We start from the raw sequence: 9,030 nt of genomic DNA, 5'->3' as shown, positions 1-9,030 counted from the left end.
GAAGAAGGACAGGCGCGGCGCGAAGCGGTCGATGTCGAGGCCGGCCGCGACGCCGGCGCGAGCATACTCGATGCCATCGGCGATCGTATAGGCGAGTTCAAGGTCGGCCGTCGCGCCGGCCTCCTGCATGTGATAGCCGGAGATCGATATCGAATTGAACTTCGGCATGTTCTTCGATGTGTACGAGAAGATGTCCGACACGATCCGCATCGAGGGCTTTGGTGGATAGATGTAGGTGTTGCGGACCATGAACTCCTTCAGAATGTCGTTCTGAATGGTGCCGGCGAGATCTTTCTGCGCAACGCCCTGTTCTTCCGCCGCGACAATGTAGAGCGCCATGATCGGCAGCACCGCGCCGTTCATCGTCATCGATACCGTCATCTCGCCGAGCGGAATGCCGTCGAAGAGCTGCCGCATGTCGAGAATGGAATCGATGGCGACGCCAGCCATGCCGACATCGCCGGCAACGCGCGGATGATCGCTGTCATAGCCGCGATGCGTGGCGAGATCGAAGGCGACCGACAGGCCCTTTTGACCAGCGGCAAGGTTGCGTCGGTAAAATGCGTTGGATTCTTCGGCCGTCGAGAAGCCGGCATATTGCCGGATCGTCCAGGGCTGCTGGACATACATGGTCGGGTAGGGGCCGCGCACGAAGGGCGGCAGGCCGGGATAGGTGTCGAGATGCGGCAACCCCTTGAGGTCGCTTTGATTGTACAGATGCTTGGCGACGAGCCCTTCCGGCGTGGTCCGCTGGCCTTTGACCTCGACGGGAGCGCGGCGTGGCGGGACCCAGCCGATCTGGCCGAAGTCCGGGATCAAGAGCCGGCTCCGATCGATTGGTCGATGCGGACTGGAAACAGCGCCTCGCAGACGGCAACGCCTTCGGTGAAGGCCGGCCGCCGTTCCGCCGCCAGCGTCTCGACCGGACGTTCGTCTTTCGATGGATAGAGCGTGGTGCCGATGATGGCCCGTTGGCCTGTGCGGTAGGCTGCATTGCGCTGCTCCGCAGCTGCGTGGACGCGCTTCTGGATGCGTCCGTCCTGAAGGCTGGACAGGACACCGCCCTCGGCTTCGATCGTCTGCAATTCCGCCCAGGCCAACTCGCACAACTCCGCGGTCAACGCCTCGACGGCGCCGGAACCATAGGCGGGATCGGTGACATGATCGATATGGCTTTCATTGGCCATGATCAGCTGCGTGTTGCGGGCAACACGACGGGCAAACCCCGCCGGCAGACCATGCGCGATCGTGTGCGGCAGGATGGAGATCGAATCGGCGCCGCCGCACGCCGCGGCAAAGCATGCAATGGTGGTGCGCAGGATGTTGGTCTCCGGATCCATCGCCGTCATCATGCGAAACGACGTCTCGGCATGGATATTGGCGGTGGATGTCGGGATCGAACAAGCCTCCTGCACCCGCGCCCATAGCCTGCGCAGTGCTCGCATCTTGGCCGTCGACAGCAACTGGTCCTGGTCGACGCTGAGCGCAAAACCGATATGGGGTGCGGCATAGACAAGCGGCTGCCGCGCCGTCTCGAACATTCTGAGATAGGAGACAGCCGAAGCCAGCATGATGCCAAGTTCCTGCGCTTCCGTGGCGCCGGCATTGTGGAACACGCGCCCGTCAGCTTCCAGCAGCACGCCCGGAACGCCCATCGCGAAGAAGTGCGCCAGCGACTGTGGCATAGAGGCCTGCAGCGCCTCGATCGACATGCGCAACCGACCGGTTCCCGCGAAGATCGCCGCTGGATCGATGCCGAAGGAGAGGTTGAGCTTTGCCGGGTCCGATCGCCGCTTGCTCAGGAACGCGACCAACCAGTCGGCCACGGCGCGGCTCCAGGGATGGGCGTCGATGCGAACCTGGATGCGGTTGAGCGGTATGCCGTCCAGCACCGCCTCCAGCGCCTCCGCCGTTCTCGGCAAGCCGTAGCCGAACGCGTTGGGCGCCCCTTCGAAGACCAGCGACAATCCCGTGGCACCCTGTGCAACATCCTCCAGCGCTTGGCTTCTGGCACGGTCGATGTCCGGATCGTCGATGCGCTGGCTGACGATCCATGGCGATTTCGGGTTTGTACGCACGATCGGTTCCGCCGCGGTGCTGCGGTCGTAGAGCGGTTCGATACGGATGTTGTCATCGCTGTGCGAGACCAGCTTTTCCTCGAAGGAAGCGCCTGCCAATGCCTTTTCCGCCAAGGCGAGCCATCGCTGACGCTCGGCGTTCTCGGGTTCCACGTCCTGGATCAAGGCTCCGGCGCCCATCCGTCCTCCTCGTTTCATGCGGCCGCACCAGCCGGGAGCGGTTCAGTCTACGGTCCCCGGTCCGATATCGCAATGCAATGCGCTTTCAGAGACCGGATTCGATCCATCAGATATAGGTCAGTCCGCGTGGACGACGATTGCCAAACAGCGGCAAAATCCGCAAGCTCCAAAAACCCGATCTGAACGAATGGGGCCGATTTGGGCGAATGGCCCGGATTTGGACGAATGGCCCCGATTTGGACGAATGGCCCCGATTTGGACGAATGGCCCCGATTTGGACGAATGGCATTGTCGCTGTGCAATGGCCTCACTATACCTGCGGCAAGGCCACTGGCTTTAGACACATCAGTTTGCGGAGACCGGACATATGGCTGACGAGACCAGTATTTTCATCGGCGCCAGCCGAAAGCCCGACGACAGCTATCAGCGTGCCGAGCAGTTGTTGCTGCGATATGGGAATCGTCACGGCCTGGTGACCGGCGCCACCGGCACCGGCAAGACCGTCACCTTGCAGATCCTGGCCGAAGGATTTTCCAACGCCGGCGTGCCGGTGTTCTGCGCGGACATCAAGGGTGATCTGTCGGGCATCGCGATGATGGGCACGGCACAGGATTTCCTCGTCAAGCGGGCCGAACAGGTCAAGCTCGATCCGTATGACTTCCAGGAATTTCCCGTTATCTTCTGGGACTTGTTCGGCGAGCAGGGTCATCCGATCCGCGCCACGGTCTCGGAAATGGGGCCGTTGTTGCTGTCGCGCCTGATGAACCTGACCGAGGCGCAGGAAGGCATCATGAACATCGCCTTCCGCCTGGCGGATGAGGAAGGTCTGCTGCTGCTCGACATGAAGGACCTGCAGGCGCTGCTCGCCAACATCGCCGAGCGCGCCGACGAGATCGGCTCACGCTATGGCAACGTGACGAAGCCATCGGTCGGGGCTATTCAGCGCACGCTGCTGGTCCTCGAACAGCAGGGGGCCGCAAACTTCTTCGGCGAACCGGCACTGCGTATCGCCGATATCATGCGCACCACCCGCGACGGACGCGGCGCCATCAGCGTGCTTGCCGCCGACAAGCTGATGATGAATCCGCGGCTCTACGCGACCTTCCTGCTATGGCTGATGTCGGAGCTGTTCGAGGTGCTGCCGGAAGTCGGCGACCCCGACAAGCCGAAGCTGGTGTTCTTCTTCGACGAGGCCCATCTTCTGTTCGACGAAGCACCCAAGGTGCTCATCGATCGCGTCGAACAGGTCGTCCGACTGATCCGCTCGAAAGGCGTCGGCGTCTATTTCGTCACCCAGAACCCTTTGGATATCCCTGAAAAAGTCCTGGCCCAGCTCGGCAATCGCGTCCAGCACGCGCTGCGCGCCTATACACCGCGCGAGCAGCAGGCAGTCCGGACGGCGGCCGAAACGTTCCGGCCAAATCCCGATTTCGACTGCATGACCGCCATTACACAGCTTGCCACTGGCGAGGCGCTGGTCTCGACGTTGGAAGCCAAGGGTGTTCCGTCCATGGTGCAGCGGACCCTGATCCGCCCGCCATCCTCGCGGCTTGGGCCCATAACGGCCGCTGAGCGGCAAAAGCTGATCCAGGAAAGCCCGGTCGCCGGCCAGTACGATCAGGCCGTCGATCGCGAATCGGCTTTCGAAATGCTGCAGAAAAAGGCCAAGGACGCGCAGGATGCCGAAGAGCAGGCCCAGCAGGCCGGCAACGGCGGCTCGCGCTGGACCATTCCGGGCTTCGGCAATGACGATCCCGCGCCGCAATCCGGTGGCAGGCGCACATCTGCACCGCGCCCGTCCAACCGCCAGACGGTCGCAGAGGCGGCGATCAAGTCGGTGGTGCGCTCGGTCGGCTCTTCGGTCGGTCGGGCAATCGTGCGCGGCATTCTGGGGAGCTTGTCGCGCGGGCGGTGACTGGAGGCAGCGGGCGCCGCCGCTGCCTAGTCAGCTCAGAAAATCGAATTCGTGATCGCCTTGACCGGTCCAAGCAGCACCGAACCGTCCGGCACGCCGGCATCGATCGGGATCGCCTGTCGGTTGGCCGTCGCCACCATGGGTTGGCTGGCGTCGCTGGTCACGATGACCGGCGTCTTCGAGGGCACGCGATCATAGAGGTCGATAATGTCCTGGTTCATCAGACGCACGCAGCCTGACGACACCGACTTGCCGATCGAGCGCCACTCCGGCGAGCCGTGCAGACGGTAGAGCGTGTCGACATTGCCCTGGAACAGATAGAGCGCGCGTGCACCGAGCGGATTCTTCAGGCCGCCGGGCATGCCGCCATTGTCGGCGCTGTAGGGTTTCAGTTCCGGCTGGCGGGCTATCATTTCGTCCGGCGGCGTCCATTTTGGCCATTTCTGCTTCCACTGAACGACGGCGTCGCCGGACCATTCGAAGCCGGCGCGGCCAAGGCCGACACCGTAGCGTATCGCCTGACCGCCTGGACGAACCAGATAAAGGAAGTGGCCGGTCGTATCGACGACTATGGTTCCCGGCTTCTGTCCCGTCGGGTCGGGAACGATCTGACGCAGGAATTGCGGATCGATCTTGTCGACTGGGATGGCCGGCAAATCGAAGCCGCCGTCGCTGACTGCTGCATACATCGTCACATAGTCCGCCAGAGGCGGCTCGACATAGGTTGGTGGCGGCGGCTCGACCGGACCCGGCCCGGTGGTGGCGCATGCGGAAACCGCGATCGAAGCGGCGCCCAGGGCTGCGGCATTGAGAAAGCCGCGACGGCTCAGGCGAAAAGATTCGATTTCAGTTATGGACATGGTTGCCTTCTTTAAGTCTCAAATCGCAACAAAGCGTGAATTCGCCGACAGTTACGCGGGTGCCTGACAACACCTGGGGCGATAGGCGGTTCCGATTCTGGCCCGAACGTGGGCAAAGAAAGGCGAAGCTGTGACCAGGCTGCTACTGTGGCGCCAGAGACACAGGTCTCTTAGCTGCCGGGCACAAGGGCTTCGAGCGACGGCAGGATCAGGGCCGGTGGGAAGTCCCGGTATTCTTCGGGCTGGTTGGAGCGGTTGATCCACACCGTGCGAAAGCCGAATTTGGTGGCGCCTGCAATGTCCCAGCGATTGGACGACTGGAAGGAAACCGCGCCGGGGTAGAGGCGCCAGCCGGTGGCGACCATGTCGTAGACCGCCGGATCGGTCTTGAAGCGCCGCACCGTATCGACGGAATAGATATCGTCCAGAACCTGGTCGAGCGCGGCGGATTTGACCGCCGCCTGCAGCATTTCTGGCGAGCCGTTGGACAGGATCGCCAGCCTCGCTCCCGAAGCTTTGAGCGCCTTGAGCACGGCCGGCACTTCCGGATAGCAATCGAGCCGCCAATAGGCATCCAGCAATATCGCCTTGAGACCGGGGTCGGCCGAGGGAACCTTGCGCAAGGCGAAATCGAGCGCCTGTTCGGTCAGTTGCCAGAAATCGGCATAGGCGCCCATCAGCGTGCGCACCCAGGAATATTCGAGCTGTTTGGCGCGCCAGATCTCGGACAACAATTGGCCGTCCGGCCCGATCCGGTCGGCATGACGGCGCACGGCGGCATGCACGTCGAACAGCGTGCCATAGGCGTCGAAGACATAGGCGGCGTATTGCATGACAGCAGTTTTGAGGGCAGGCGCGACAAGGTGCAAGCTTTGATTGCATTGCGCCCCGGCACTGGCCTCAACAAAACTCCATGATGCCGGTTGACGGCGCCCGCCAAAGCATCTTCCAATGGCTGTCACACGAGACCGATTGAGACGGGACGAGATGATGACACTGGCGGCTGCGGCGCAATCCACGACATGGACTTTCGTCGATGGTGATTGGCACGAAGGCAACGTCGCCATTCTGGGGCCGCGCAGCCACGCCATGTGGCTCGGCACCAGCGTTTTTGACGGCGGCCGCTGGTTCGAAGGCGTGGCGCCGGATCTCGACTTCCACGCAGCCAGGGTGAATTCCTCGGCGATTGCGCTCGGCCTGAAGCCGAACATGAGCGCCGACAAGATCGTCGGGCTGACATGGGATGGGTTGAAGAAGTTCGACGGCAAGACGGCGGTCTATATCAGGCCGATGTACTGGGCCGAGCATGGCGGCTATATGGGCGTGCCGGCCGATCCCGCCTCGACGCGCTTTTGCCTTTGCCTCTATGAATCACCGATGATTCCGGCGACTGGCTTTTCGGTGACCGTGTCGCCGTTCCGGCGTCCGACCATTGAAACCATGCCGACCAACGCCAAGGCCGGCTGCCTTTACCCCAACAACGGTAGGGCCATTCTCGAAGCCAAGATGCGCGGCTTCGACAACGCAATGGTGCTCGATATGCTGGGCAACGTCGCCGAGACCGGAACCTCGAACATCTTCCTGGTCAAGGATGGCCACGTCTTTACGCCTGCGCCGAACGGCACCTTCCTATCCGGCATCACCCGCTCGCGCACGATAGCGCTGCTCGGCGAATATGGCTTCAGGACCACGGAAAAGACGCTGTCGGTGCGCGATTTCCTCGAAGCAGACGAAATTTTTTCGACCGGGAACCATTCCAAGGTGGTGCCGATCACGCGCATCGAGGATCGCAATCTGCAACCCGGGCCGGTGGCCAAAAAAGCGCGCGAACTCTATTGGGATTGGGCGCATTCGACTTCTGCTGTTTGAGCGGATAAAAAGGCGATCGACGCTTCATCCGGAGTTGTCCCAACCCATTCCAGACCTATCTTACTCCGGTATCGACACCGGATTTTTCCACGAGGGAGTACTATCCATGGCCTTTGAATTGCCCGCTCTGCCTTACGACTATGAGGCCTTGCAGCCTTACATGTCGAAAGAGACGCTGGAATATCACCACGACAAGCACCACAAGGCGTATGTCGATAACGGCAACAAACTCGCCGCCGAGGCCGGCTTGGGCGATCTGTCGGTCGAAGAGGTGGTCAAGCAGTCGTTCGGCAAGAATGCCGGCCTCTTCAACAATGCCGCCCAGCATTACAACCACATCCATTTCTGGAAGTGGATGAAGAAAGGCGGCGGCGGCAACAAGCTGCCGGGCGCCTTGCAGAAGGCAGTCGATAGCGATCTCGGCGGCTACGACAAGTTCAAGGCCGACTTCATTGCCGCTGGCACGACACAGTTCGGCTCCGGCTGGGCCTGGGTCTCGGTCAAGGATGGCAAGCTGGCGATCTCCAAGACACCGAACGGCGAAAACCCGCTCGTCCATGGCGCGTCGCCGATCCTCGGCGTCGATGTCTGGGAGCACTCCTACTACATCGACTACCGCAACGCCCGGCCGAAATATCTCGAGGCGTTCGTCGACAGCCTGATCAACTGGGACCATGTCCTGGAATTGTACGAAAAGGCGAAGTGATCGATTTCCAGAAGCCCCGGTATCACCCGGGGCTTTTCTTTTCTGCGTCCCGCAAGAGCAAAGGTCCGGCAAAAATCATCAGGGGGAAGGGAATTTTCCCTCTGTAGCATCCGTTGACGTCCTGTCCCGAAATGCCTTCATCATGGAGCCAATTGAATGAGAAAGCTTGTTATCGCCATCTCTATGCTCGCACTCGCGGCTTCGGCGGCCTTTGCCGACCCGATCCTCGACCGGCAGGCACTGATGAAGGAACGTGGAAAGATCGTCGGCGGCCTGTCGAAAGTGGTCAAGGGCGAGGAGCCGTTTGATGCCGCCGCGGTGCTGACGGCGCTGCAGGCGCTGCATGCGAATGCCGAGAAAGTCGACGTAGACGCGCTGTTTCCGGCGGGCAGCGACACGGGCGGCGATACCACTGCGTCGCCGAAGATCTGGGAAGACATGGCCGGCTTCAAGGCCACCAACGCCAAATATGTCGCCGACGTCAAGGCAGCGGCCGCTGCCGCTCCTGCCGACGTCGATGCGTTGAAGGCGCAATTCGGCGCCATCGGCTCCGATTGCGGCACCTGCCACCAGACCTACCGGGTGAAAAAAGGCTGATAGCGGGCGATGCCCTGGCTAAAGAAACTCGTCGGCGCCATCGTCATCCTCGGCGGCGTCGGCGCGGTTGCCGGGTGGGCCGGGTCGGCGCCGGTGAGGCTCGACAGGGAGACCCTGGCCAAGCTCGGTCCTGGCGACGCAGCCAGGGGCAAGCGCATTTTTTATGCCGGCGGTTGTACATCCTGCCATGCAAAGCCGGGCTCACAGGGCGATGCGCGGCTTCAACTCGTGGGCGGTCTCGAGCTCAAGACGCCGTTCGGAACCTTCGTGCCGCCCAACATTTCGCAAGACGCCAAGGACGGCATCGGCGCATGGTCGGTCGAGGACCTCGCCAATGCCATGCTGAAGGGCGTGTCGCCTTCGGGCCGACACTTCTATCCGGCGTTTCCCTATGCGTCCTACGCGCGCATGAATCCGGCCGACATTGGCGATCTCTATGCCTTTCTCAAGACGCTGCCGGCCGTCGCCGGCAAGGCTCCTGCAAATTCGCTCGGTTTTCCCTTCAACATTCGTCGCGGCATTGGCCTGTGGAAATTGCTCTATCTTAGCGACCAGCCGGTCGTTCCATTTCCCGCTGGCACGCCCGATCCGGTCATGGCCGGCCGCTATCTGGTCGAGGGGCCGGGCCATTGCGGCGAATGCCATACGCCGCGCGACCTTGCAGGTGGTACGAAAAAGAACGTGTGGCTGGCCGGTGCGGTGGCTGCCGAAGGCAGCGGCGTCGTGCCGAACATCACATCGGGCGAGGGCGGTATAGGCGATTGCTCGGAACCCGACATCGTCAACTACCTCGCAACCGGCTTCACGCCCGATTCTTATTCCGTC

The 9,030-nt window shown here is 61.9% G+C and carries 9 protein-coding genes; 5 read left to right on the top strand and 4 right to left on the bottom strand.

Annotation, left to right across the window (positions count from 1 at the left end):
* The coding region (locus EN925_RS11815; RefSeq protein WP_245487218.1) for a methylmalonyl-CoA mutase family protein at nt 1-819 on the bottom strand (819 nt) is incomplete at its 3' end.
* The gene (locus EN925_RS11810; RefSeq protein ID WP_024505548.1) at nt 816-2,258 is read right to left on the bottom strand and encodes a methylmalonyl-CoA mutase subunit beta; all 1,443 of its coding nucleotides are present in this window, start codon (nt 2,256-2,258) and stop codon (nt 816-818) included. The genes EN925_RS11815 and EN925_RS11810, both read right to left, overlap by 4 nt.
* Before the next feature lie 367 nt (nt 2,259-2,625).
* On the opposite strand from EN925_RS11810, the gene EN925_RS11805 reads away from it, so the two are divergent.
* A complete protein-coding gene (locus tag EN925_RS11805) occupies nt 2,626-4,173 on the top strand; it encodes a helicase HerA-like C-terminal domain-containing protein (RefSeq protein WP_127368562.1) in 1,548 nt (515 codons plus the stop codon).
* Nucleotides 4,174-4,208: 35 nt separating this feature from the next.
* Here EN925_RS11805 and EN925_RS11800 read toward each other — a convergent pair whose 3' ends face one another.
* Nucleotides 4,209-5,033 carry a L,D-transpeptidase gene (locus EN925_RS11800; RefSeq protein ID WP_013532670.1) on the bottom strand — a complete coding sequence of 275 codons (825 nt, stop codon included), beginning with the start codon at nt 5,031-5,033 and terminating at the stop codon, nt 4,209-4,211.
* 170 nt (nt 5,034-5,203) lie between these two features.
* Nucleotides 5,204-5,866 (bottom strand): haloacid dehalogenase type II, encoded by a 663-nt coding sequence (locus tag EN925_RS11795; protein WP_024505547.1) that lies wholly within the window; start codon nt 5,864-5,866, stop codon nt 5,204-5,206.
* Nucleotides 5,867-6,023: 157 nt separating this feature from the next.
* Between EN925_RS11795 and EN925_RS11790 the strand changes: the two genes are divergently transcribed.
* The 4 genes from EN925_RS11790 to EN925_RS11775 form a co-directional block, all read left to right on the top strand.
* Complete coding sequence (locus tag EN925_RS11790; RefSeq protein WP_024505546.1) at nt 6,024-6,902, top strand: branched-chain amino acid aminotransferase; 879 nt, start codon at nt 6,024-6,026, stop codon at nt 6,900-6,902.
* A gap of 106 nt (nt 6,903-7,008) precedes the next feature.
* Nucleotides 7,009-7,608 carry a superoxide dismutase gene (locus EN925_RS11785; RefSeq protein WP_013532667.1) on the top strand — a complete coding sequence of 200 codons (600 nt, stop codon included), beginning with the start codon at nt 7,009-7,011 and terminating at the stop codon, nt 7,606-7,608.
* A gap of 156 nt (nt 7,609-7,764) precedes the next feature.
* Nucleotides 7,765-8,205: a cytochrome c gene (locus EN925_RS11780; RefSeq protein WP_013532666.1), complete on the top strand. Its 441-nt coding sequence runs from the start codon at nt 7,765-7,767 to the stop codon at nt 8,203-8,205.
* Between the two features lie 9 nt (nt 8,206-8,214).
* Nucleotides 8,215-9,030, top strand: an 816-nt coding sequence (locus EN925_RS11775; RefSeq protein ID WP_128336555.1) for a cytochrome c, incomplete at its 3' end; no start/stop codon positions are given.

Origin of the sequence: Mesorhizobium sp. M7A.F.Ca.US.006.04.2.1, assembly GCF_004022915.1 — a bacterium.
GTDB lineage: Bacteria > Pseudomonadota > Alphaproteobacteria > Rhizobiales > Rhizobiaceae > Mesorhizobium > Mesorhizobium ciceri.
Note: the sequence above shows the minus strand (reverse complement) of the source record. Positions and strands in the feature narration are given on the sequence as shown.